Genomic DNA, 22,180 nt, shown 5'->3' with positions numbered 1-22,180 from the left:
CAGGATTTCCTTTTTTTCTTCTTCAGGAAATGGACTTAGAATCTTTGCATATTGTGATTTCATTCTATTCAGCGAACGCTAAGAGTAGCTGACCGTCATGGAGCGCCTAAAGGCGCGGGATGAAGGGTCAGCTACCTCGACTGGTTCGGTTGCTGGTTGCGGTTGCATGGTTGTGGAGTGGGAATCTTTGTAGGTGGGTTTCAGGCAGATGGCAATTCCTCAGTGTGATGGTATTACATTTTCTGTAGCGGAGTGGCTTTGGGTCTCCGGGTCTTGGCGTGAACCACTCATGCGTTTTTGAATCTCACGCAAAGACGCGAAGACCCAAAGGAAATACGAGAAAAAGTATTCTGACCGAACTTAAGTTATACATGAAATTTGTCATGTACAATCTCATGCTTGTGTTGATAGAATGTTGGCTCAATGGGCCTATGAGTCAAGCACTTAGCTTGATTGTAATCCCTGTTTGATGATATTTATGTACGCGAATTATCTTGCATAACATGAAATGGTTTCATCTATTGTTCGCGTACATGAGGGCATGGCTGGAGGAGTTATTGAGGGCGGATGAGCGGCTAAGTGCGAAGCAGCGAGAGCAGTGGATGATTACGCTCAAATGGTATCTTGGCTACTGCGCCAAGCATGGATTGGATTGGCCGGGGGATCGGGATAATGGTCGACGTTTTTGGCGGTCGGCGGTGATGGAGCGTAAGCCGGAGCCGTGGCAAGAAAAGCAGTGGGCGTCGGCGATGAAGTGGTTTTTTGAAAATGCGATGGCCATGGATGATGCGGGGCGGCAGATGCGTCGTCAAATGCGGCTGAAGCACCTGAGTTATCGTACTGAGCAGGGGTACTTGGCGTGGCTGAGGCGTTTTCAGGCTTTCTTGAATCCGGTTAATGCGATGGCTGCCAGTGCTGAGGACGCCGTGCGGTTTTTTAGTCAGTTGGCGGAGGTCGAGCAGGTCTCGGCAAGCACGCAAAAGCAGGCATTTAACGCATTGTTATTCTTTTACCGTCATGTGTTGGGGCAGGCTGAGGTGGAGTTTAAGGGGGCCACGCGTGCGCCGCAGCGCCGTCGCATGCCGGTGGTGCTTTCTACGGCTGAGGTGGAGCGTTTGCTGGGGGCCTTTACGCCGCAGTTTTCACTCATGGCTCGGCTTCAATACGGCTCGGGTCTTCGGATTTCCGAGTTGCTGCATATTCGGGTGATGGATCTGGATTTTGAGCGTGGCCAATTGGTGGTGCGCGGAGGCAAGGGGGACAAGGATCGGGTAACGGTGCTGCCCGGCTCGCTCGAGGCTCCCTTGCGCGAGCAGTTGAAGGCAGTGCGCCGGGTATTGCGGGGAGACTTGGCGACAGGTTTTGCGGGCACGAGTATGAAGACCGCGATGGAGCGCAAATACCGTCAACAGCGAAAAGACTTTAATTGGCAGTATTTGTTTCCCGCCAGCAAGTTGGCCACCGACCCTCGTAGCGGCGAGCAGAAGCGTCACCACGCACTGGAGAACTCCTATCAAACCGCAGTTCGGCGTGCGACAGTGGCTGCAGGCATTGATAAGCGTGTGACTTCGCACACCTTGCGCCACAGCTTTGCGACTCATTTGTTGGAAGGCGGTGTGGACATCCGAACGGTGCAGGAGCTCTTGGGGCATGAGCAGTTGGAAACCACGCAGATTTACACTCATGTCATGAAGAAACCCTTTGGCATCGTAAGTCCCATGGATCGTTTGGCTGGGTAGGCTTGAAAGCCCAAGGGCGACATTCAGTAACATCTCGGTTGTCTTGGAGAAGAAGTCGGCCTGTAGGTTGGATCAAACACGCCCGTATGTTACACTCACACCAGCTCGAAGGTGAGACCATCATACGGGCTTAAGTGTGCCGAAGCGTCGGCGATGCTCCGGAGAAGTGTCGGCGACACTTCGAGTGACAGTCGGCGACGCTTGGTCGCGCAGTCGGCGATACTTAAGGTAGTCTTGAGGGCTTACCTGACGCCTGAGCGGATGTTTTTTAATATGTCAGAAATGGGGGCGGAAGGCAAGATTTCTGAGTAGTAAATTCGCCGGGAGTTTGCTTTTTCCGCAGTGACTCTGGAGAGCTATGCTCACCGTTGCCTACCGCAGCGCTTCGGGGTCCACGCTTTCGACGAACTTGAAGTCGGCGCGGAGGAGGTCGACGAGGAGGTGTTCGGTGTCGCCAGCAATGGCTTCCATGGCGGCCTGAAACTCTTTGGTCTCAGGACCGTATTTGACGGCGTCAGCTTCGAGGGCGCGCTTCGGGCGGGCGACGGGAATTTCCTCGGCCAGGTCTTCGGGCGCTTCGTCGGCGGAGTCGGAGGTGCGGTTCCACTCGTCTTCGGTGGGGCCGTCGTCGTGGTCGCCGCCAGCGGGGTGCTCGGTGTCGATGCCGGTGGCGCGAGCAACGGGGCCTTTGGGCGGCGCAGCAGACTTGGGCATGGCGCCCAGCGGCGGGATCGGCCCGCTACTGGCGGGCGTTGCCGGTGTCTCTATTTTTTTTTGGCCGGCGTCTTGTGGGAGGCCGGCTGCGAGATTGCTAAGTTCCTTGATGACCGAGTCGATCGCCCGGGTGCGGCTTTGGTCGACCGCTCGCAGGAGCGCCACCTCGAAGTTCACGCGTTGGCTGAGGCCGCTGCGCACCTGGCTTTCGCCGGACTGCAGGGCGTCGAGCATGCGGGTGAGCGACTCCGCGGTGAGCGGGGCGCCGAGGCTGTCGGTCGAGCCGCCGTTGCGGATGGCCTCGATCATGGCCTCGCGGGTGCGGGACTGGATGTCGAGCAGCACGCGGTAGAGGTCGCGGCCTTCGGCGGCGATGGCCTCAATGGCGGCAAAAAGCTTTTGGTAGTCGGCAATCGCGATGGCCTTGACGATCTCATCGATGGTGGCCGGGGCAGCGAGGCCATAAACGTCGAGCGCCTTGGCTTCAGTGATGTCGTTGCCGCAGAAGGAAATGAGCTGGTCGAGGATGGACTGGGCGTCGCGCATGCCGCCATCGGCCATGCGGGCGATGGCTTTCAGGGCGCCGTCGTCGACCTTGATGTCGTCGGCCTGGGCAATGATGGTCAGGCGCTCGATGATCTTCTCGTCCGGGATTGGGCGGAACTCAAAGCGCTGGCAGCGGGAGACGACGGTCGGGAGCACCTTGTTGGCTTCCGTGGTCGCGAAAATAAACTTCACGTGCGAGGGCGGCTCTTCGAGGGTCTTCAGGAGCGCGTTCCACGCCTGATTGGAGAGCATGTGCACCTCGTCGATGATGTAGATCTTGAACTGGCCTTGCGTGGGGGCGTATTGGCACTCCTCGCGCAGGTCGCGGATCTGGTCGACGCCGTTGTTGCTGGCGCCGTCAATCTCGATGACGTCCATGCAGGAGCCGCTCATGATGGCCTGAGAAATCGGCGTGGAGTCGTCGGGCGCGACCTGGGGGCCGCCTTCGGCGTTGAGGGCCTTGGCGAAGATGCGGGCGGTGGTGGTCTTACCGGTGCCGCGGGGCCCGACAAACAGGTAGGCGTGCGCGATGCGGTTGGTTTCAATCGCGTTCTTCAGGGTGCGGACGATGTGCTCCTGTCCGACCATTTCGTCGAACTGTTTGGGGCGCCAGCGCCGCGCGATGACTTGATATGCCTCTTGCGCCATTTGGGAGAAGAAACATTGAAGCGCGACTTGCGAACCTGCAACCTCGAATCTACATTCTTCCGCAAAACCTTAACCCTCGGCGCGTAACGCCTTGATGAAACGTAAGATACTGAAAATCCTCGGCTGGTTCACGGCCGTCGTATGCGTGATTTTTCTCGTCACGCTGGCGACGGTGGACTCCTGGGCCCCGTCCGTGATGCGCCCACTGCTGAAGGAATATGGGGTGACGTTTGCGGAAATCTCGCGGGAGGACGGGCATTACACGTTGACGGATGTCTGGTATCTGGAGGACGGCCTCGAAGCGAAGGTCGATACCCTTGAAGCGCCGACGCCGTGGCGTCTCATTTCGAGACGTTGGTTCGGGAATGATTCAGATGCTAAAGTAGTGCTGAATGCTGTTCTGGTGAAGGCTGTGTCATCCGAAAAGCCTGATCAGGAACCCAGTGAGGAGGGGAGCTTGAACCTACCAGCGTTGATGACGGATGTTCTTGGGTATTGGGATGAGGCCTTTGGTTGGATTAACAGGGTGCATCTGAGTGACGTTGAATACCGCCAAGATGACGAAGAGCTGGTGAAGTGGCTTGATATCAGTGTGGGGCCGCAGCGAATTGAAGTGGATTATTTCAAAGCTGGCCGTAGCAACTTGCGCGGTTTGATTCAGCTTTTCGTCGAGCGTGAAGCCGAGGACCAATTGAGTTTTGAACTGAAGAAACCTGCGGATATGGAGCTTCCGCTCCTCTTGCAGGGAAAGGTTGTCGTAAGCGATCAGATAGAACTCACGGGTGATCTGCAGATCGAAAAAACTCCGAACAGAATGACTTTTTCAGCTGTTGTCGGCTCCGAAGGCTACATTCCGACCAGCGCGCATGCCGAGACGACGAACTTCATTTTCCCGGCTAACATCTATGACCTACCAGATTACGAGCAGCCGAGCATTAACCTGAAAGCGGACTGGGATGGCGCGAAAGCAGACATCTCACTCAACGCGGAGGCCGCGCCGGAGAAGCAGGATTTGCCGCCGCTCAAGGTGGCTTTGGAAGCACGCGGCGATGACCAAGTGGTTAACGTGGAGCAGTTGCTGGTGGATGCGTGGTCGAGCCACGTTGAGTTGTCGAAGCCGTTGCGGGTGGAGTTAAACAACCTCAAGGACCTGCCAGACGCCGAGCTGACCGTGGACTTGAACTTGAGCGACATTCCCGAGCAGAAGCTGGATGGGCGCTTGCAGGGCGCGTTGGTCGTCGACCACCGACCAGGCGAGGCTTGGCCGCTGTTTACGGCAAACTTTGCAGGACAAAGCTTGCGCTACGATGAATTCAAACTGGAGTCGCTGGCCTTCAAGGCGCAGTTGGATTACCCGCAATTGACGATTGAGGAGCTGGATGCGTCGACGGGGGAGGGGACATCGCTAACCGCCACGGGCAAGGCCGATGTCGAGCAGCGGCATGTGGAAGATTTGAACCTCGACCTCGTGGCGGACCCGAAATTTCTCAAAGCGCTGGAGCCGCTCATTGGCGAGCAGGCTATAGACTATGAAACGATCGAGCTGAAACTGACCGTGAATGGCGACATGGAAACCCCGACCCATTCTGGCACGGCGCGTATCGGTAGCTTGCAGCATCAAGAAAGCGCCCCCGCTCATTTGTCGATGGACTGGGAGGCGGACTGGTTGGAGTTTTCGCACTTGGCGATTCAGCTTAGCAGCGAGCGCAGTGGCATTGATTTAAAAGGCAGCGCATCGCTGGGGGGGACGACGCGCACGGTGACGATTGACGCGTTGAAGCTCGACGTGCAGGAGCAGCCGGAGCTGACGCTGGCCGCACCGTTTACGGTGACGCAGAGCGACGAGGGCGTGAGCATTTCGCCCTTGGAACTTGATGGCGAGGCTGGCGGCGCACTGAGCTTTAAGGGCGATATCGATTATCCGCGCGCCGGTAAGCTGAAGCTGGAGGCGCGCGATGTGTCGGCGGTTTGGCTGGATCTGGTGTTGGACAAACCGCTGCCCTATGACGTGAAGCTGGACTCGCTGACTTTGTTGGCTGGCTGGGATCAAGGGCCGCTGCAAGCCAAGCTCAAAGCGAAGGCAGGGCTTCAGCCCAAGGAGCAGGACGAGCTCACGTTGTCTGTCGACTTGACCTTGGATGAAGGTAAGCTGCTCCTGCCACAATTGCATGTTGCCCAGGGTGAGTTCACGCTGTTGCAGGCGCAGGGAGAGGCCCCGTTAATCATCACGCCCGCCGGTCCCAAGTTGTGGGATTTGAGCGAAGATGAACCCATCGATTTTACGTTAAAGGGCGAGCCGGACGAGTCGCCGGTTTGGAAATGGGTTGAGGCGCAGGCTGGAGTGGACTTCGTCGACCCTGTAATCGATTTTCGCATCACGGGCGACGTGACGGCGCCGGAAGGCAAGCTCGACCTGCGTTTTGCGGCGTTGGAGGCACTGGCGGACGCCGAGCGTAAGTTGCCTCGGGTGCAAAACGCCGAGATCGTGATCGACCTGTCGCCGGATCAGTTTGCAGTGACTACGGGCAAAGTAAACATCGCCGGAAAGCCCTTGACGGTCGTGGGGCAATTGCCGATGGGCCACGATGCCTGGCAGGCTTTGATCGAGGAGGGGCAGGCGCCGGATTGGTCGGAAGCAACCGGCGAAGTGAAGTTTACTGATGTTCCGCTGAACGCTTTTCGCGACTGGTTGCCGGATGTGTTGCGTGAAGACGGAACTTTGTCCGTGACGGCGAATTTATCGCGCGGTCATGACATCGTTGGGGCGCTGGATATCAAGGGCGTGAAGACGCGACCACTGGCGCAACTAGGTTCAGTGAACGACATCAACGCCGCGTTCCGTATGCAGGGACGAACGCTGACAGTGAAGCAGGCTGAGGGCCTCGTGGGAGGTGCGCCAATTGGCATTACGGGCACGGTCGATTTGGACCCGGAATGGAAACCCATCTTTAACCTGAAGCTGGCGGGTGATAATGTGCCATTGGCGCGGTCTCCGGGAATGATTTTACGGGGTACGCCAAAGATTACGTTGAAAACCGACAATGAAGGCGTCACCACGATTGGCGGCGAACTGAAGCTCAACGAAAGCTTTTTCACGAAGGACCTCGCTTCGTTCCAAACCGATGGCGGCGGGGCTGCAGCGGGTGGCGGTGCATTGCGGCCTCCCTATTTCTCAATCACCGATGAGCCGTTGTCCGACTGGCGTCTGAACTTGCAGATCGAAGGCGACCGCTTTCTACGCGTGCGAGTGCCTACTTTTGAGGGCGTTGTGTCGGCGGACTTCAGTTTGCGCGGCGCGCTGCGCAATCCCTACATGTATGGGCAGGCGGAGTTGGAGCAGGGGATCATCATGTTTCCGTTTGCGACACTGCGGGTGGATGGCGGCGCAGTGGAAATCCCGCAGAACAATCCCGATGTGCCGCGGTTAAATGTCACGGCCAGTGGTCGCGCCTACGGTTATGATTTACAGATGCGCGTGACGGGGACGGCGAACGAGCCTATAGTATCTTTTTCTTCGACGCCGAGTCTGGAGCAGTCGGATATTATCTTGATGGTTACGTCCGGCCAGATTCCGGACCACGCGCGCTCGACCGAGAGTCGCCTGAGCGGCATTGGCATTTACATCGGTCGTAGTTTCCTGGTGGACCTGGGCTTGATTGATCCGCTCGACGACACGTTACAGGTTAACATTGGTGAAGATGTTTCGTCTTCCGGCAAGGACACGATTAACATTCGCTATAAGATCAACGAAGATTTGGACATCGTGGGCGCCTACGACAAGTACGATGCTTACTACCTTGATTTGGAATGGAATATCTACCGCGACTGATCCGGCGCCTAGCGTTGCTTTGCCTTATGCTGGCTCCGGGAATGCTCGGAGCAGGCTCGTTTTTCGGGCTCATTGGCGACCCCAATGTGGAGGTGTCGGGCTTTGGCTATTTCTCGGATCTTTACCTGGAGCGCTCGCTGGAAATCCTAGATGTCGAGGGCAAGGAGCGTGAAGACTACGACGGCCTGTTTCTCGAAGACGCGGTGTGGATTCTAGCCGGTGAAATTAAGCAAAAAGGCTACCTCGATCCCGAGTTGGATGTTCAATTGCTGCAAGGCGAGGAGGTCGTCTTTACTTCTACCTGGGCGGATGGCGACCTCGATCCCAACCCGCCGCGTGATGTCGCTGGCGATTCCGTAAAGTTTAATGTCCGCGCCGGGCTCTTGTATTACATCAGCTCGATCAAGATCGAAGGCGTGCCTGATGACCTGCCTTCGAAGGTCGAGAGCTACTTTTACGCGACGGACCAAATGATCGTCAGCGACACGGATCGCTACTTCACGGAGGGGCGCTTTCAAGCGGGGCTCAACCGGATCGTGCAAACGTTGAAGGACCAGGGATATCGCCGCGTGGAGGTGGTGGAGAAAGATTTTTCAGTCAATGATGAGACAGGCGAGGTGAGTTGCACGGCAACGATAGAGCCTGGGCCGGTCTTCTACACTGATCAAATGGAAGTGGTGATGTTTAAGCCTGATCCGCCCGAGAACGCTAATTTGGATGCCGAGAGTGCGCCGGAAAATGTGGTCAACCAACTAGCCGATGGCAGGGTGGAGGAAGCGCCAAAAAGTCAGATTGAGGAAACGCGGGAAAAGACCTTTGCCGAAGCGCGCTTGCAGCCGGACTGGGTCGGTGAAGCGATCCAAAATCTGCGTCGTGAAGCCTTTGCAAAGGGCTATCCCGAAGCGCATGTAGAGGCGGATTTTGAAGTGATCGAAGAAGACGCGAACCGCATTTACGGAAAGCTGATTTTGAACGTTCACCCCGGTGCGCATGCGACCCTGCATGGCGTGAAGTTCGAGGGCGGCGAAGAAGTCGCGCCCTGGTTGCTGGAGCAGCAAGCCAACGCGAAGCCCGGTGAACCGCTCAACCGAACTGCCGTGGAAGAAGGCCGCAGCCGCTTGAGCAAACTCGGCATTTTTCGGCGTGTGCAGATTGACTACGAAGAGGTTGAGCCGGGGGAGTGGGACGTGGTTTACGAGCTTACGCCGAAAGGCCGCACCGAGATCGATTTGATCTTCGGCGTGGGCAGTTTCGACATCGTGCGGGGCGGCTTTCAAGTGGAGCGAAATAATCTCTGGAATATCGCGCATCGGGCGGATCTGCGTTTTGTGCAATCCTTCAAAGCCACTTATGCTGACGTGGATTACTGGATACCGCAGCTCTTGGGCTACGACCTGGATTTCTTCTCGAACATCAATTACCTACGCCGCGAGGAGTTGACTTTTAACCGGCAGGAATGGGGCGCCCGCGCGGGCTTTCAGCATTTCATTTCGGCGCTGAATATCAGCAGCTCGGTGAGCTATTCGCTGGACAATGTGAAGGCGACAAACCGCGACTTTCTGGTGCCACCGGGGCCGCTGGAGGCGCGGATTGGCGCGATGGGTTTTAAGTTCGTGCAAAGTGAGTTGGACAACCCGGTGTTCCCGACAAAGGGCTATCACTGGTTTTTAGCGACGGAGTTTGCCCGCCCGTTTTTCGGTGGAAACGTCAACTACGACAGCGCCGAGTTAGGCGGGGCTTATCACCACCCGCTGGGAAATTTTGGACTGACGCTGCACCTCGGCTTCAAGCATGGCGTGATTACCACGAGCGGTTCTGCGCAGGATGAAATTCCCGTGAACCGCCGCTTCTTCTTAGGCGGTGAAAACACGGTGCGCGGTTACAAGCGGGACCAGGCGTCACCCGTCAATGCGCAGGGGCAGCAGATCGGCGCGGTCAGCTACATGCTGTGGCAGGGGGAGCTTGAGCAGCGCATCAACGAAACTTTTTCTTTCGTGGTCTTCTGTGACACCGTAGGCAACGCGGCCCAGATCAGCGACTACCCGTTTAATGAAGTGCTGGTCAGCGTAGGCGCAGGCATCAGCATCCGCACGATTGTTGGTCCGCTGCGTTTCGAATACGGCTACAACGTCAAGAAGCGCGACATCGATCCGGACGGTCGCTTCCAAGTGGGGCTGGGCTTTCCGTTCTAAGAGGGCGTTCAAAAACTCAATTGACCTTCGTTGGAGAGCGTCTTCGTGGTCAAAATTCCATTTCTTCACCTCGACGAAACTGGTTTCGCCTCGCTTCAGAAGCCGAAATTTTGCCTCTCGAATACATCTCGCCGACTCGATCAGACTTTTTAGACGCCCTCTAAGAGGCGCCGGTCGCCGTTTGCTCAAATTACTTGCTTGGATAAATTGTCGCCCAATCGTCTTTCATGCTGACGACGAGCCAGCCTTCTTTGGTGGCGGCGTCCCAGGCCTTGTCCAATCGGCCAATGTGGGATTCGCGATCATAAGCCCATTCGCGTTCACCGTCATCGTGGTGGACAATCAGGCCAAAGTGCGCCTTGGTGTCGCTCTGACTGCGCGGGATGGTGGTGTATTCGAGCATCTGCATGTCTCCATCGGAGTTGCCTGCGGCAAAGACCGGGCGTTGGCCGATGTATTGATAAATGCCAACTGGCTTGCCTTCTTTATCATCGACCAGGATGATCTTATCCGTTTTGACGATGGTGGGAATGCCGTCGCGCATTTCGAACTTGGAATCCATGGTCGAGCCAATGACTTGGCTTGGCGGAATGCCATAAGACTTTTCCGCAAAGACACGGATGAAGTCCACGCCACCGCCGGAGACGATGTAAGTTTTGAAATCATTGGCGCGGAGGTAGGTGAGCAGCTCCAGCATCGGCTGGAAAACGAGGTCGGTATAAAGGACGTTTTTGGTCGGGTGTTTGGCGGTTTCGAGCCACTTGCTGACCGCTTCGTTAAACTCCTCATTGGTGATGCCGGTTTGAGTGGCTGCGGCCATTTCAACCAATGCTGGCGTGCCGCTGGCCATTGCCTGCTCGTAGTTGCCCTTGAGCACCGAGGCAAAAGGTTCCTTCTCAGCCCATTCAGGATGCTGCAGCGCCAGCTCCTTGACACGGTCAAAAATGAAGAATAGCTGAAAATAGAGTGGCTGCTCGGACCACAGGGTGCCGTCGTTGTCGAACACGGCGACCCGGTCGCTGGGGGGGATGTAATCGGTGGAGTCAGGATTGGTTGCTCCGTCAACGAAGGCCTTGATTTCTTTTTTCGCAGCGGTGTTATTCCAGGAGGGTAGCGGGTCGGCCATCAGCGGCAGGACCAGGAGATTCAGTGTCAGGATTGAGAGGGTGGCTATGAGAGCTTTCATGGGCGAAGGATGGTGAGAGATGCATGAGCCCTTGAGGTGGGCAGTAATATGATGTTCGGCTCAACTGAAATGTCGAACTTAAATGGCAATTCATATTATTGATGGTTTATTTTGATCAAAATTTCTTTGTTCGTGCAAAGCGACCTGTTTGGCCATTTCCGTGCCGAGAAAACTCTGGGCGCAATGGCTCACTTCAACGAAAAGCGAAGTCTTCAGAGATGATGCGTTCGCGGGGGATGCCGAGCTCAAGGAACTGCTTGGTGAAGGCTTTGTTGAAGGGCGTTGTGCCGCAGAGCATGACGGCGTAGTCGTCAATGTCGCCGATGTTCTCGTGAATCTGCTTGGCGGTTAGTCGGCCCCTTTGCTTTGTAATCCAAAGTTCGTAGTCGATGTAGGAATCGGCTTGTTGATAGCGTGAGCGGATTTCCGCATCGTAACCCGCGTCTTCGGGGGTGCGGACTATGTAGTAGAGCCAGATGCGGCGAAAGTCATTGTTAGTCAACTCGTAGGCGAGCATCGATAGAAACGGTGTGATGCCGATGCCGGCGCCGACTAGCACCAGCCGACGGTAGCGCACAAAGTGGTTGGGCGTGAAACCGCCAAATGGGCCATAGACATCCATCGCGGCGCCGGGCTCGATCTTGCGCAGGGCTTGCGTGTAGTCCCCAATGGCGCGGATCGAGAACCGTAGTTCACGGTTGACCGGCGTGGAAGAAATCGTGAACGGGTGAAGCTCAGTGGGGAGTGTTGGGTGCTCGACGGCGGAGATAAACGCGAACATGCCGGGATCGTAATTCATACGGCGTTCGGTGGGCAGCAAGACGAGGTCGAATGATTCGTTGGCCGTGCGCTGAACTGCTTCCACGCGGTAACGGTAGCGGGGGCCAAAGCGCTTGAAAAAGAGGATGCGGTAAAGCCAGGAAAGGCTGCCCGCAGCGCCGATAAGGACGATCCAGGTGCTGAGTGGTTCAAACTCAGTGATCGAGCCCGGCACAAAAATAATGTGCAAAAAGAAGAAGACGTAAAGGGCGCCAAAGAGCTGATGGATACCGAGCCAGCGTGCGTAGGGCAGGCTTTTGTTATAGGCGAGGAAGGCCAGTAGGAAAAAGCCGTAGGTAACGAGGATGTCTGGTGTGCGCGCGGTGGGAGAATACCACGGAATAAACAGATCGCCCACGAGCTTGCCTGCGGCCTTCCATGGTGGAATGAGCAGCAGTAGGTGGATAAATAGAATGATCATCGCCCAACGGCCGAGCTTTTTATGGAGTCTAACCGCGCGATCCAACCCGCCGAAAACGCCTTCCAGCGTGCGGCTGCGGGCGCCCGCTATGAGCGCCAGTCCCATGTAGACCAGCGACAGCAAGCCAAGCAATTGTGATGGACCGCGCCACGGCCAGAGATCAGGCGGTTGCACGGTCGCGAATTTTGCCATCAGCCAGAGCTTGGTGGTGATGATCGTGACCAGGCTCACGATGATCACTTCACGGCGCAGTAGTTGTTTCAAAGCCATGTCACGCGGGATCTAAACTCATCTAGGCGCCCACCGCTAGCGAAAAAGTTTCAAAGCTTAATCCGCCAACAACTTGGCGAGCGTCGCAGTCGTCTGGCGAAGGTTTTCACGCCAGGAGAGCCCTATGATGGGCTGGCCGGTTTCGGCGTCGTCGAATGGCAGGCGCTCGTGGTCGCCAACAATGAGACGGTAGTCGATGGTTAGCTCTTCGCCGGGAGCGATGTCGCGCAGCGCAAAGACAAAGCCCAGGTGCCAAAGGCCATTCGGCGTGAAGCTGTGGTTGATGTAGCACTCGTCTGGCCAGTCGAGGCTTACCGTGTAGTGGCCCTCAAACCAACGTACGGAGGCGGCGTCTTCGGGTGAGTCGGGCCCGAAGGCGTCTAAGTCCGCGCGGGTGTAAGTGCGGTCTATTTTATCCGGCGAGACAATGACCGAAGCCGCCTTGATTGCCTCAGTGAAGAACACGCCTTGTCCAGCGCCAGGGATGCCGGATGCGTCGATGCGGTAAGCAGGCAGTATCATCGTGAATGGTCGTTAGGCTTTGAGCGCGGTGCGTTGCTCCATGCGGCGGAGAAATTCGCTCATCACGCGGCGATAGAGTTCGTCGCGCAGAAGCTCGTCTTCGACGCCCGCATCGATGCTAGGGTTGTCGTTGACTTCGATAACCATGACTTCGCCGTTCACTTCCTTCAGGTCGACGCCGTAAAGACCGCGGCCAATCGCATTGGCGGCTCTGAGCGCGGCGCGCAGCACCTTGGAGGGAACTTGCCCGGGAGGGATGGCTTCGGATCGTCCGGCGCGGGTGTTGCGTTGGCTGGTCTGCTTGTAGATTTGCCAATGCTTGTGCGCCATGAAGTATTTGCATGCAAAGAGCAATTCGCCGCCGAGCACGGTGATGCGCCAGTCGAAGTCCGAAGGCGTGAAGCTTTGCGCCACAAGCAACTCCGACGACTCGAACATCGCGGTGGTTTCAGCCAGCCATTCTTCTTTGGTTTCGGCTTTCTTGACCCCCATGGAGAAGGACGAGTCCGGTTTTTTGATGACTACGGGCAGGCCGATCTGCGCCAAGGCGGCGTCGCGCATGTCCTTGTCGAAGAGAAAGGTTTGTGGCGTGGGGATTTTCAGGCGGGCTAGCAGTTCCGCCAGAAATACTTTGTTTGCGCACTTGAGAATGGACTGTGCGTCGTCCATCACCACGAGGCCTTCGCGCTCGGCCTTGCGGGCAAAGCGGTAGGTGTAGTGGTTGACTGCGGTCGTCTCACGGATGAAGAGCCCGTCGTATTCGGCAATGTCGCCGTAGTCGTCTTTACCGAGGAGGTCACACTCGATCCCCATTTTGCGCCCGGCGTCGATGAACTTATCAATTGCACGCTGGTTGGACGCCTTTTGCGCTGGGTCGTCTTTGTCGTAAAGAATGCCGAGGTAGTAGCGCGGGGCCTGCTTGCGTGGGGCGCTGGGCTGGCCGCGTGGAATGAAGTGGCGAATGGCGTCGGCCAGGAATTCGCGAGAGTCCTCCCCCACGCCGCTGAGCGCGACGAGGTCGATGTTGACCAATGCCCAGCCGTCCGACGTTTTGCGGAAATGCGCCTTGAGCAGCGGCGCTGGGAACAGATTGAAAATCTGGCGGCCCAAGCGTTCGAATGCTTTCTCCTTTGTGCGTGCAAAGAAGACTTCCAAATCGTAGGCACTGCCGCCGTGGCTGGAAAGCGCGCGTTTCATCGTTTCGTCGAGCTCAGACGACAGCAGGCGGATGATCGATGGCAGCTTGGTGTCCTGCACGGTGTCGATTGCGGGCAGCGGGCGGTGCTTACGCGCTTCGGCAACGAGTGACACGTAGTAGCCCTTGCTCTGGTAGCGGTAGGACGCGCACAGGTTGATCACGCGGGCGCCTTTCCGCGACGCGATTGACGGGTCCGTCAAATAATCACGGGCGGTAACCAGAGAGTCTGCGGGAAAGAGATTAGGCCACTTTTCAGGCCGATCAGTAACGAATAAATAGGGAATCATTTTTCCGACAATGGTCGGTATTGCTAAAGCCGACAGAGTCAGACATTTTCTGCTAAATTCTCAATGAAAAACAACGCCCCAAACGTAATCATTCGACTAGGCCAAGAGGCTGATTTTGATGCGATTCGTGAGCTGGATCGCCAGCTCATCGCGCATGACTTGCAGTTTGACCCGACGCTCGACGCTGGGTGGTCGGAAGGCGAGGAGGCGGCGGAGTTTTTTCGTGAACGCCTAGCCGGGGACGGCGTTTGCTGGGTCGCTGAGATCGACGGTGAGTTAGTCGGCGCCGCACTGGGGTGCCTGAGTGAATGCGCGAGTTATCGTCGCCCCTCGCCGATGGCGGAACTGGAGACTTTATTTGTGAGCTCGACGGTGCGCGGTGGCGGTGTGGGGCGCCAATTGGTCGAGGCGTTTCGTGCCTGGGCTCGGGAAAACGGAGCCGAGAAGATTAGTATTCGCGTCTCAGCGAGTAACCGTGACGCGATTGCATTCTATGAGCGCTTGGGCTTTGCGGCCTATGACTTGATACTGGAGCGAGGTTGCGAATAGCTCCCGTTACAGGTTGCCAGTGGGCTCGAAGGTTAGGCGAAGGAAAGGCGCGTTTCCAATGGGGGCGTCGGCTCGGGCGGTGACGACTTCCGTGGTCGTGTTCAGGGTCGTGACGGACAGTGTGTGAGCGCCGAGTGAGATGCTTTCCCAGGGCCCGGTTGGCGTTGGGGCCTGCCAAAGGTTAAAAGCAAAGTCGTCCATGAAGCGCCGTCGATTGAACGTGATCGTGGCATAAGTCTCATTTTCGATTTCGACGACGCCAGCGGTGGGATTACCGGTCAACAGACCGCTGTAGGGATTCTGGTTAAAGCCGTATTCCGCGAGCAGGCTGTAGCCATCTCCGTCGGTGTCGAGTCCGAGGGCATATTGATTGTAGACTGCCGCGTAGTTTGCGAAGTCGGGGTAAATATACTCGTAGATGTAATCGCGCAGGCGAAACACGCGGGTGTAAATCGCGGGGGGATCTTCACTGCCGCATTCGTCGCCAAAGCTGGTCAGCCCGGCAACGACCCAGGCGTCGTCGGTGTGGCGTTTGACCAGTAATGGGCTGCCGCTGTCATTGTAGCAGGTGTCCGGAATGCCGCCTTCGCCGACGGCGGGCAGCATACGATCCGTTAGGGTATATTGCCAAGCGGCATTGGCTTGGTCGTAGTTGCGGATGGATACATCGGCTTCCTGCAGCAGATTGGTGTAGTATCCATCGAGCGTGTATTGCCCCCAGCCAATGATGCGCGCAATAGTTCCTTCGACCTGCCATTCCTCCTGGTCACAAATATCAATCGGCTCGATGTCGGTGACTGGCGTTGCCAGGCGTAGCAGGGCGATATCGTAGTCCAACTCCACATTGTCATAAAGTGGGTGGACAATGATCTGGCTGATGTTGAGCCGCCTGCCTCCGGATTCCAGGTCGTCGGTTCCCACGAGCACATTCATCGAACTGGTGGTCTCTCCCTCGGTGCAATGTGCTGCTGTGAGGACGTAGTATGGGTGGATCAGCGCCCCGCCGCAAAATTGACCTGTGTAGTTATCGGGATTCGTGCGGTCCATTACGCCAACCATCCAAGGATATTCGTTGGGCGTCGCATCGTCCCCGCCAATTACGTTGATGGTGATCTCCAAGTCTTCCCACGTTCCGGGCTCCTGCGCGGCAAGCGGAAGGCACGCTAGGATGGCTGCTGAGAGGATAAGTCGCACAGATTAAGAGTAGCTACAGGCTGCGGTTATTCCCGTCAATGGCTATCAAAGTGAGCTTGAATCCGGGCAAGTTAATTTCTGGTGCCGTCTGGCTGCGCCAACTCAAAGATGAGGTAGACCTCATTGCTTCCCTCGACTGGAGACTGCCAAATGTTGATTCCATTGTGGCGAATGATTTCTAGATTTTGATGTGAAGAACAGATCCAGTAGTCGGCCTGCATTTCACTTAAGATCTCGCTGATAGAATTGAACTGCGTCGAATCTTCCAACTGGAAGTGAACGATTTCGAGGCCCTTGCCAGTGCGGTAAAATGCTGAGGAGGGAGAAAAAAGCGGAAGGGTGATTAACACGCGACTATTCTCCGCCAAGAGTTCGTTGACGATTTGTTTCTGGGCCCGGACTTGATTGCTGGTCGTGCGTTTGGTGTTTGCCTGCAGTCCGTTCCAACCAGTTGTCGCATCAGCAGTCATGCCAAGGTAAGCCGTCCAGGCAATGGCCGCCAGGCTGATCGCGGCCCAGATTGACGGCGCGCACCGCTGATTGCGGAATGCATAAAGACCGATTACGATCAAGAGCGGAACTAGCATCGAGAGAAAGCGTGAATTATACGGCCACCAGATGAAGGCGCCGTTTAACGTTGCCACATAGAAGAGAACGCTGATCGCCAGTCCGGTCAGGAGCCAGTCTTCATCGTTTGCTTCTCGGCGAAGCAGCCTGATGAAAAGGTAGAGCGCTCCCATGCCAAAGATGAGGAAGGGCAGTGCGCCAGTAGTGCCATAGATATGGCTCTGCCGAGGGATGTTCCCAGCCAGGTATTGCTCCAGGAAGCCTCGCCGATAAGTGACGGCGTGCGGATCATTGGTCTGCGGCATGGCCTCAATGCAGTATTGCATCAGCGGCTTGAGAGCCCAGTTAAGGGGGGGGAGGTCATCAGCTTGAGCAGTCGATTGGCTGAGCATGACCAGTAGCCCCAACTGGAGACGCTGCATGGAAAACGCGCCATCTTTGCTTTCTGAGTAACCGTGCACATGATCTGCAGAACCGAGCGCATGTCCGTAATGAATCTGGTTTTCAATATAGCGTGGCGCAGCAAAAACCAGCATGAGGGCTCCAGCGGTTAACGCTTGGGGGGCAAGTCTTTTCAGGCCGGGCTTTATACGCCATAGGTAGATGTAATAGGCTACGACCAAGCCAGGTCCCCAAAAGAGCACACTTGCCTTGGCGCCAATCGCCAGGCTGACGCCGAGCCAGCCCAGCCAGGCGTGGGGCCTTTGTAGGAATAGAAAATAGATGCCGACATTCATCATGGCCAGGGCAATCAGGTCGACTTGCGCCGTCATCATCTGGGCGTAGATAACGGGCGCCGCCAGAGTCAGCAAACAGGCGGCTAGTCGTAAGCGGAGCGGGAAATCGAGGCGCTTGCTCATGCAGTACGCCACCAGCAGGGTCACTGTTCCCGCCAGCCATTGGACGAGCTTGACCAGAGGAAATCCGATCGGAAAAGGACTGGCTATCCACAGCATGAGCAGGTCGCCATTAATGGGCGAGTAATTCATGCGCGGATCAGTGGTATGCAGCCATGAAAGGCGCCCTTCATAAAGCCATGTGGCAATACGGCTTAGCCGATAACTTAAGGTGTCCTGATCCAGTGGCTCGACCAACAGAGCAAAGGGCAAAGGCAGCAAGAGTGCCAAGAGTATTACAATCAGCAGGAGGCGATCGAATAAAGGCAATCTCTGCCAGGATTTTGGCCAACGCTTGGCGTAGGTTAGCTCTCGCCAGCACCATGTCTTTGGGCCCCGCAATCGGTAAGCGCTTACGGCAAGAACGAGAGACAGCAGAGTTAGGCTGTTTGCCGTCAACCAGCCTGCATAGCCTAGCGCCAGCGTCATAGTGACGATGGTCGCGCAACAGGTCAGGCACGCAGCCAGGAGACGATCAGTCCAGCAATTGAGGTCAGGCGCGAATCGCTGGGCCAGCAGGGCGCCAGCGATGATGGCTAAAAAGCTGTTGGCGAGCAGCTGTATCGCGCCCCAAAACATGGACTACGGACCAGCGCGACGCCACTCGTGCTTACGCTGCCAGAGCAAGCGGTCGGCAGCGAGAGGCCCCCAGGAGCCGGAGGTGTATTCTTCCAAGCCCTTGCGGCCGCATTCGGCCCAGTGTTCGAGCACCGGCGTGTAAAGTTTCCAGGAGGTCTCCGTTTCGTCACCGCGAATGAAGAGCGTGGAGTCGCCGACCATCGCATCAAGGATCAGACGCTCGTAGGCTTCCGGCGTGTTCGAGCCAAAGGTCGTCGCGTAGCGGAAGTGCATCTTCACCGGCTGCGTGCGGGTTTCGAGGCCCGGAATCTTGGAATTCATCAGCAGGGTGACGCCTTCGTCCGGTTGGATCTGGATGACCAATGTGTTCGAGGCCAAGTCAAAGCGGGCGGGATCGCTGAACAGGCTGCCTGAGGGCTGCTTGAACTGGATCGCGATCTCCGATACGCGTCGGGCGAGTCGCTTGCCGCTACGGAGGTAGAAGGGAACGCCCTGCCAGCGCCAGTTGTCGATCGACATGCGCAGCGCGGCGAAAGTTTCGGTGGCGGAAGTCGCCGGAATGTCCTTTTCCTGCATGTAGCCGGGAACGCGTTCACCGTCGATGAGGCCTTCGCCATACTGGGCGCGGACGACATCGCCATCGGGGCCGGTTTTCATTGGCTGAATCGCTTTGAGCAGCTTCACCTTTTCGTCGCGGATGTCCTCAGCGGACAGGGAGACGGGCGGCTCCATGGCGGTCAACGCAAGGAGCTGCATGGTGTGGTTCTGCAGCATGTCGCGAGTGGCGCCAGACTGATCGTAGTAACCGCCGCGCGTGCCTACGCCGAGGCTTTCCGCCACGGTGATCTGGACGCACTCTACGTAATTGCGGTTCCAGAGCGGCTCGAAGATGCTATTGGCAAAGCGCAGCACCATGAGGTCCTGGACGGTTTCTTTGCCCAAATAGTGATCGATGCGGTAGACCTGCTTTTCGTCAAATTGGTTGGTGATGATGGTGTTGAGCTCTTGTGCGGTTTTGAGGTCGCGACCGAAGGGCTTTTCGATGATCACCTTGGAGGCTAGGTCGGTGCCTTCGCCGTGTTTGGCGAGGCCACTGGCGCCGAGATTCTCCAGAATCGGCTTAAAGACCGATGGCGGAGTTGAAATATAGAACATGAACTGCACGTCGCGCCCCAAGTCCTTCTCGATGCCGAGCATTTTCTCGCGCAGAGATTCGAAGGCTGCGAGGTCATCATAGCCACCATCGTGGTAGTAAATATTCGGGCGCAGGTGCTGGAACAGTTCGTCGTTCAGTGGACGACGGGAGAACTTCTTCAGTGCGGCTTCAGAATCGTTGCGGAAATCTTCGTCAGGAATGGGCTTGCGGCCGTAACCGATCAGGTAGAAGTCGCGCGGGAGCAGGTTGTCGAGGCCCAGGTTGTAGAGCGCTGGGATCAGTTTGCGGGCTGTAAGGTCGCCTGAGGCGCCAAAAATAACAATCGCCGTGGGCGGTGCGCCGCGGTGTTTGCTCAAACCTTGCAGGAAAGGGTGACGTTCGGAAGCGTCCGTATTTAACATAGTGAGTGGTATTTCAGATGAAGCTGTCCGGGAACAGCGGAACGTTCTCGTAATGATGAATAGACAAATCCTTATCAATGCCAAGCCTGACTTCAACTATATCGAAGCGAAAATGAGTCGGGCGTGGGCGTTGTTGGCGCAGGTATGCGCGGCAAGCGCGGAGCAGGCAGGCTTTTTTCTTGGCCGTGACACTGTGGTAGCCGCTCACGAGCGCTTTGGCAGCGCGGCTACGGACCTCGACGAAGACGAAGGTTTTGCCGTCGAGGGCAATCAGGTCCAGTTCGTCTTTGCCTGCTCGCCAGTTGCGGTGGAGTATGCGCAGGCCTTTCGTTTTTAAGTGCTTTGCGGCCTCTTTTTCGCCCAATGCGCCACGGGCCGCGCGATCGTTGGGTGCGTCCTTGGGCGTGATGAGCTGTCGCAGTCGTTGTAGCATTTGCGCCAGTTTCTGACTTTTGGCGTGTGTCTGTAAAGGCCAACTATGTCGGCATTGAGTGAAGATTTTAATCCTAACCATGAATGCGGCTGATCTGAATCATCAAATTGAGTTAATTCTGCTACAAATGCTTGTCGTCGGGTGGGTTATTGAGCTAGGCTACGATCATGTCCACCGCCGAACCGCCTACTATTTTCGATGTGATGCCGGGCCAGCAAATGTCTGTCTCTGAGGTTTCGCCAATGCTGTCTTCGATGTGGAGCACGCAGTTTGACCCCGCTGCGGGCAACGCCAGCGAATTCCGCGCCTCGCAGATGAACATTATCCTGCACTTTGGCCTAAAAACCTCTTTGGAAGAAGCAAAAGCTCGCTTTGACGACGCCATCGAGTTTGCCCAGAAATACCCCTGCCGCATCATCACGCTTTGCCCGATGGGCCGTGAGCGTAGTGACCGCCTACTACAGGGTAAGATTTTCAGTCTGTGCTACATTGGCGAATCCATGCGCGACCAATGCTGCACGGAAGCGGTTATCCTCGGTTATCCGACGCGTGAAGCTGGTTTTCTCAGCAGCCAGGTGTCTATTTGGTTGGAAAATGACCTGCCAACCTATCATTGGTTTAACCGCATTCCTGCCGAGCGCATCACCGACCTACATATGGATTTTGTGAAGCGCTGCCGTCGGGTGATCTTTGACTCTTCCGTCGAGATGGAGGATGACAACAAGCTGGACAACATCGATTGGCCGCGCCCGGAAAGCGTGATCGACATTGCTTGGGCGCGTTTGCTGCCGGTGCGTCAATCTTTGGGGCAGTTTTTGAGCTCGGTGGAGCCAACTCGGTTGATTGACGGGCTGCAGAAGGTGGAAGCTCGCGGCAAGGTGAGCCACAAGGGAGAAGCTGTCAATTTGGTTAAGTGGTGCCGTGAATGCCTGACAAGCTGCGCGAAGGGCGGTGAGTTAAGCGTGGAATTCATCACTGGCAATTGCCCGGAAGAACATTTACTTGAGCTGGAGTGGACCTACAACGACGGGCGACACCTGTTCTGGACGTTGCAGGCCGATGGCTCAGGCGCCCAGGTTACGGCTGATTTTGGCAAAGGCCGACGGAGTGCGCCCATGCAGGTGAAATTACTCTCTGGAGACAAGGCATTGTCGGAAGCGATGTTTTTTGCCTGACGCTTTTATCTGAATTCATACCCCTGAACCCCCAGCCCCCTCCCGTTGCTATGAAGACTTTCGAAACCAATCTTGGGCAGGTGCATGTATTGCCCAAAGAGGCGATATACATTGAGACAATGCGCCTCATTAAAAACACCCTGAAGAATGCCTCAGGAGAGGTCGTTATTGGGTTGACCGGGGGCTCCACGCCCAAAGCCTTTTACGAATGGGCGGCCAACCATCAGGCGCTTGCCTCTGACCTGAAAGACCGCGTGGTCTGGTCTACCAGTGATGAGCGTTGCGTGCCGCTGAATCACGATGAGAGCAACTTTGGCCATGCGGACCGAGGCATGCTGACTCCACTCTCCGTGGCGACGGAGTACAAAATGCCTTGGGCCGTTGACCTGAATCCTCACGAATGCGCAGACGAGTTCAATCATCGCTGGAATGATCGATTTGGTGCGCATCGCGGCTTTGATATTTGCTTCCTGGGGATGGGGGGGGATAACCACACTGCGTCTCTATATCCGCATTGCCCTTTGATTGGCTCCAACCACCACGAGAACTTTGCGGCAATCGAATGGCCCGGCAAAGGCTGGCGGCTCACTATCACGCCGGAGGGGTTTTCACGCTGTAAACAGATCGTAGTGACGGTGCGTGGTGAAGTGAAGGAACATGCAATTTTTCAGGCTTTTCACGGCGACTTCAATCCACGCGAAAAGCCAGTCCACCTCTTGCGCGCTCATGCTCACAAGGTCCTTTGGCTGCTTGACCCGCCAGCGGCGGAAGGCCTGGATTTGGACTTAGGTTAATGAACGTGGGCAACTAGCCTGCGAAACCCCAGCGAATTGTTGGGGGTTACTTAAAGCTTTTCGGG

At 56.5% G+C, this 22,180-nt stretch carries 15 protein-coding genes; 6 read left to right on the top strand and 9 right to left on the bottom strand.

The genetic code is table 11. The features are described 5' to 3' along the window. Positions 1-503 precede the first annotated feature (503 nt). Positions 504-1,739 (top strand): integron integrase, encoded by a 1,236-nt coding sequence (locus tag RBB63_RS21230; protein WP_309387231.1) that lies wholly within the window; start codon positions 504-506, stop codon positions 1,737-1,739. A 372-nt stretch (positions 1,740-2,111) separates the two neighbouring features. Here the strand turns inward: RBB63_RS21230 and dnaX are convergent, their stop codons facing one another. After that, entirely contained in the window at positions 2,112-3,647 is a 1,536-nt protein-coding gene (gene dnaX, locus RBB63_RS21225; RefSeq protein WP_309387229.1) for a DNA polymerase III subunit gamma/tau, read from the bottom strand. A gap of 94 nt (positions 3,648-3,741) precedes the next feature. Between dnaX and RBB63_RS21220 the strand changes: the two genes are divergently transcribed. Together RBB63_RS21220 and RBB63_RS21215 are read left to right on the top strand one after the other, a co-directional pair. Next, entirely contained in the window at positions 3,742-7,476 is a 3,735-nt protein-coding gene (locus RBB63_RS21220) for a translocation/assembly module TamB domain-containing protein (protein WP_309387228.1), read from the top strand. Next, on the top strand, positions 7,455-9,668 hold the full coding sequence (locus tag RBB63_RS21215) for a BamA/OMP85 family outer membrane protein (protein ID WP_309387226.1): 2,214 nt from the start codon (positions 7,455-7,457) through the stop codon (positions 9,666-9,668). Before RBB63_RS21220 ends, RBB63_RS21215 begins: the two co-directional genes overlap by 22 nt. A gap of 190 nt (positions 9,669-9,858) precedes the next feature. On the opposite strand, the gene RBB63_RS21210 is transcribed toward RBB63_RS21215, so the two are convergent. The 4 genes from RBB63_RS21210 to RBB63_RS21195 form a co-directional block, all read right to left on the bottom strand. Beyond that, the gene (locus RBB63_RS21210) at positions 9,859-10,854 is read right to left on the bottom strand and encodes an HAD family hydrolase (protein WP_309387225.1); all 996 of its coding nucleotides are present in this window, start codon (positions 10,852-10,854) and stop codon (positions 9,859-9,861) included. Between the two features lie 193 nt (positions 10,855-11,047). Then, positions 11,048-12,364 carry a ferredoxin reductase family protein gene (locus RBB63_RS21205; RefSeq protein ID WP_309387223.1) on the bottom strand — a complete coding sequence of 439 codons (1,317 nt, stop codon included), beginning with the start codon at positions 12,362-12,364 and terminating at the stop codon, positions 11,048-11,050. A 57-nt stretch (positions 12,365-12,421) separates the two neighbouring features. After that, the gene (locus RBB63_RS21200; RefSeq protein ID WP_309387222.1) at positions 12,422-12,886 is read right to left on the bottom strand and encodes an SET domain-containing protein-lysine N-methyltransferase; all 465 of its coding nucleotides are present in this window, start codon (positions 12,884-12,886) and stop codon (positions 12,422-12,424) included. 12 nt (positions 12,887-12,898) lie between these two features. Next, positions 12,899-14,371 carry a RimK family protein gene (locus RBB63_RS21195; protein ID WP_309387221.1) on the bottom strand — a complete coding sequence of 491 codons (1,473 nt, stop codon included), beginning with the start codon at positions 14,369-14,371 and terminating at the stop codon, positions 12,899-12,901. Between the two features lie 63 nt (positions 14,372-14,434). Between RBB63_RS21195 and RBB63_RS21190 the strand changes: the two genes are divergently transcribed. Continuing rightward, positions 14,435-14,920: a GNAT family N-acetyltransferase gene (locus RBB63_RS21190; protein WP_309387219.1), complete on the top strand. Its 486-nt coding sequence runs from the start codon at positions 14,435-14,437 to the stop codon at positions 14,918-14,920. Positions 14,921-14,926: 6 nt separating this feature from the next. Here the strand turns inward: RBB63_RS21190 and RBB63_RS21185 are convergent, their stop codons facing one another. From RBB63_RS21185 to RBB63_RS21170, 4 genes are all read right to left on the bottom strand, one after another. Beyond that, the gene (locus tag RBB63_RS21185; RefSeq protein WP_309387217.1) at positions 14,927-16,114 is read right to left on the bottom strand and encodes a serine protease; all 1,188 of its coding nucleotides are present in this window, start codon (positions 16,112-16,114) and stop codon (positions 14,927-14,929) included. 71 nt (positions 16,115-16,185) lie between these two features. Then, a complete protein-coding gene (locus RBB63_RS21180; protein ID WP_309387216.1) occupies positions 16,186-18,156 on the bottom strand; it encodes a hypothetical protein in 1,971 nt (656 codons plus the stop codon). A gap of 3 nt (positions 18,157-18,159) precedes the next feature. Continuing rightward, positions 18,160-19,713: a glucose-6-phosphate dehydrogenase gene (gene zwf / locus RBB63_RS21175; protein ID WP_309387214.1), complete on the bottom strand. Its 1,554-nt coding sequence runs from the start codon at positions 19,711-19,713 to the stop codon at positions 18,160-18,162. A gap of 13 nt (positions 19,714-19,726) precedes the next feature. Further along, the gene (locus RBB63_RS21170) at positions 19,727-20,146 is read right to left on the bottom strand and encodes a YraN family protein (RefSeq protein ID WP_309387212.1); all 420 of its coding nucleotides are present in this window, start codon (positions 20,144-20,146) and stop codon (positions 19,727-19,729) included. A gap of 167 nt (positions 20,147-20,313) precedes the next feature. On the opposite strand from RBB63_RS21170, the gene RBB63_RS21165 reads away from it, so the two are divergent. Both RBB63_RS21165 and RBB63_RS21160 read left to right on the top strand, forming a co-directional pair. Then, the gene (locus tag RBB63_RS21165) at positions 20,314-21,321 is read left to right on the top strand and encodes a glucose-6-phosphate dehydrogenase assembly protein OpcA (protein ID WP_309387209.1); all 1,008 of its coding nucleotides are present in this window, start codon (positions 20,314-20,316) and stop codon (positions 21,319-21,321) included. Between the two features lie 50 nt (positions 21,322-21,371). Next, entirely contained in the window at positions 21,372-22,115 is a 744-nt protein-coding gene (locus tag RBB63_RS21160; protein WP_309387208.1) for a 6-phosphogluconolactonase, read from the top strand. Positions 22,116-22,180 lie beyond the last annotated feature (65 nt).

It is taken from the genome of Cerasicoccus frondis (assembly GCA_031296915.1).
Classification (GTDB): domain Bacteria; phylum Verrucomicrobiota; class Verrucomicrobiia; order Opitutales; family Cerasicoccaceae; genus Cerasicoccus; species Cerasicoccus frondis.
The sequence above is the reverse complement of the archived record's forward strand: the minus strand, read 5'-3'. Positions and strand labels throughout refer to the sequence as shown.

What these genes read in the sequence shown, in the direction of transcription:
- RBB63_RS21230 (WP_309387231.1), top strand. Translation starts at nt 504, where the DNA reads ATGAAATGGTTTCATCTATTGTTCGCGTACATGAGGGCATGGCTGGAG.
- dnaX (WP_309387229.1), bottom strand. Translation starts at nt 3,647, where the DNA reads ATGGCGCAAGAGGCATATCAAGTCATCGCGCGGCGCTGGCGCCCCAAA.
- RBB63_RS21220 (WP_309387228.1), top strand. Translation starts at nt 3,742, where the DNA reads ATGAAACGTAAGATACTGAAAATCCTCGGCTGGTTCACGGCCGTCGTA.
- RBB63_RS21215 (WP_309387226.1), top strand. Translation starts at nt 7,455, where the DNA reads ATGGAATATCTACCGCGACTGATCCGGCGCCTAGCGTTGCTTTGCCTT.
- RBB63_RS21210 (WP_309387225.1), bottom strand. Translation starts at nt 10,854, where the DNA reads ATGAAAGCTCTCATAGCCACCCTCTCAATCCTGACACTGAATCTCCTG.
- RBB63_RS21205 (WP_309387223.1), bottom strand. Translation starts at nt 12,364, where the DNA reads ATGGCTTTGAAACAACTACTGCGCCGTGAAGTGATCATCGTGAGCCTG.
- RBB63_RS21200 (WP_309387222.1), bottom strand. Translation starts at nt 12,886, where the DNA reads ATGATACTGCCTGCTTACCGCATCGACGCATCCGGCATCCCTGGCGCT.
- RBB63_RS21195 (WP_309387221.1), bottom strand. Translation starts at nt 14,371, where the DNA reads ATGATTCCCTATTTATTCGTTACTGATCGGCCTGAAAAGTGGCCTAAT.
- RBB63_RS21190 (WP_309387219.1), top strand. Translation starts at nt 14,435, where the DNA reads ATGAAAAACAACGCCCCAAACGTAATCATTCGACTAGGCCAAGAGGCT.
- RBB63_RS21180 (WP_309387216.1), bottom strand. Translation starts at nt 18,156, where the DNA reads ATGTTTTGGGGCGCGATACAGCTGCTCGCCAACAGCTTTTTAGCCATC.
- zwf (WP_309387214.1), bottom strand. Translation starts at nt 19,713, where the DNA reads ATGTTAAATACGGACGCTTCCGAACGTCACCCTTTCCTGCAAGGTTTG.
- RBB63_RS21170 (WP_309387212.1), bottom strand. Translation starts at nt 20,146, where the DNA reads ATGCTACAACGACTGCGACAGCTCATCACGCCCAAGGACGCACCCAAC.
- RBB63_RS21165 (WP_309387209.1), top strand. Translation starts at nt 20,314, where the DNA reads ATGTCCACCGCCGAACCGCCTACTATTTTCGATGTGATGCCGGGCCAG.
- RBB63_RS21160 (WP_309387208.1), top strand. Translation starts at nt 21,372, where the DNA reads ATGAAGACTTTCGAAACCAATCTTGGGCAGGTGCATGTATTGCCCAAA.